Annotated in this window: 2 protein-coding genes; both read left to right on the top strand. The window is 67.8% G+C overall.

The features are described from left to right. Positions 1-1,269, top strand: a 1,269-nt coding sequence (locus KW830_RS21100; protein ID WP_218334316.1) for a TolC family protein, incomplete at its 5' end; no start/stop codon positions are given. 83 nt (positions 1,270-1,352) lie between these two features. Continuing rightward, on the top strand, positions 1,353-2,038 hold a 686-nt coding region (locus tag KW830_RS21095; RefSeq protein WP_218334315.1), incomplete at its 3' end, for an efflux RND transporter periplasmic adaptor subunit.

The following is a 2,038-nucleotide window of genomic DNA, read 5'->3' as shown; positions in this document are numbered from 1 at the left end:
GTGGCCCAGGGGACCTACCAGGTCTCCAAATTCGACATGCTGCCCAAGCTGGTGGCCTCGGCGGGCTACCGCTACCGTGACGAAGAGCTGATCACCCGCAGCCAGGACTCGGTCACCGGTCGTCCCTCGCTGGCCAACCCCTATATCTCCACCGACCGGGAAGCCACGCTGTACTCGCTGGGCTTTTCCTGGAGCCTGCTGGACTTCGGCCAAAGCTATTACGCCGCCCGCCAGAACGCCGACCGTGCGCTGATTGCCGAAGAACGCCGCCGCAAGGCCCTGCACAACCTGGTGCAAGAAGTGCGCACCGCCTACTGGCGTGTGGCCGCCCACCAGGCCCTGCAGGCACCGCTGCGCACGGCCAGCCAGGCAGCAGATCTGGCGCTGACCGATGTGCGCAAGGTCGAAGCCGAAAAACTGCGCTCGCCGGTGGAGCCGCTGCGCTACCAGCGCCAGTTGCTGGAAAACCTGCGCCTGCTGGAAGTGATCGAGCAGGAACTCTCGCCCGCGCGCCTGGAACTGGCGGCCCTGATGGGCATGGCCCCCGGCCAGGCAGCCACGGCCTGGCGCGTGGCCGAGCCCGCGCAAGGCACGTCCTCCACCTGGCTGCAGCGCCCGGTGGAAGACATGGAAGCGCTGGCCCTGGTGCGCAACCCCGACCTGCGTGAAAGCCAGTACGGTGCCCGCATTGCCCGTGAAGAAACCAAGCGCGTGATGCTGCGCATGTTCCCCGGCCTGTCCTTCAACTACGCCGCCAACCACAGCACCGACAGCTTCCTGATCAACGACAGCTGGCGCGAAGCGGGACTGCAGATCTCGTTCAACCTGCTGGGCCTGCTGTCGGTGCCGGCCCAGAAGCGCCTGGCCGATGCCGGTGTAGCCCTGGCCGACCAGAAACGCATGGCCACGCAGATGGCCGTGCTCAGCCAGCTGCACATCGCCCGCCTGCAGTTTGCCAATGCCGCGCACCAGTACGAGCGCGCTGACGCCATTGCCGAAGTGGACCAGCGCCTGACACAGCATGTGGACAACCTGGTCAAGGTGGACAAGCAGACCCGCCAGGACAGCGTGGCACAGCAGACCGCGTCCATTCTGTCCACACTGCGACGCTACCAGGCGCTGGCGGCCCTGCAGTCGGCAGGCTCGCGCCTGCAGGCCACGCTGGGGCTGGAGCCGGTGATCGAAGGCTCTGACAAGCTGCCGCTGCCCGAGCTGACCAGTGCCGTTGGCCAGGCGCTGCAGCGCTGGGAAGCGGGGCAGCTGCAATGATGCGACTGCGAGGGTTGCGCAGCGGCGCACTGGGGATGGCTTGCTGGGGCATGGTGCTGGCTGCGGGTGCGCAGACGGCGCCAATGCCATCTACGCCCACTGCGCCCGCCACGGCCCCTGCCGCCAAAAAGCCTGCAGCCGCGCTGCCGGGCGTGGGCAGCGCGCTGGAGCAGCGCGACATCCGCGCCCAGCTGGCGCCGCGCCGCTACACCACCTTGGCCGCCGAAATCGGCGCCAAGGTGCAGCGCCTGCCGGTGGTGGAGGGGGCCGCCTTCCGCCAGGGCCAGCTGCTGGTGCAGTTTGACTGCAGCCTGCAGCAGGCCCAGCTGAACAAGGCCCAGGCCGGGGTGGATGCGACCGAGAAAACCTGGCGTGCCAACCAACGCCTGGCCGAGCTGAATTCGGTGGGCAAGATCGAGCTGGACACCTCGCATGCCGAATGGAACAAGGCCCGCGCCGACCTGTCGGCCAACCGCAGCCTGCTGGGCAAATGCCAGATCAGCGCACCGTATGCCGGCCGCATTGCCGAGCAGAAGATCCGCGAGCAGCAGTACGCCCAGGCCGGGCAGCCGCTGCTGGACATCATTGACGACAGCGTGCTGGAGCTGGAATTCCTGGTGCCTTCGCGCTGGCTGAGCTGGCTGCAGCAGGGCACGGCCTTCGAGGTGCGCATTGACGAAACCGGCAAGACCTACCCCGCCAAGGTGCAGCGCCTGGCCGCGCGGGTGGACCCGGTGAGCCAGTCCATCAAGGTCAACGCCGCCATCCA

Origin of the sequence: Comamonas sp. CMM03 (assembly GCF_019218715.1) — a bacterium.
GTDB lineage: Bacteria > Pseudomonadota > Gammaproteobacteria > Burkholderiales > Burkholderiaceae_C > Comamonas > Comamonas terrigena.
Note: the sequence above shows the minus strand (reverse complement) of the source record. Positions and strands in the feature narration are given on the sequence as shown.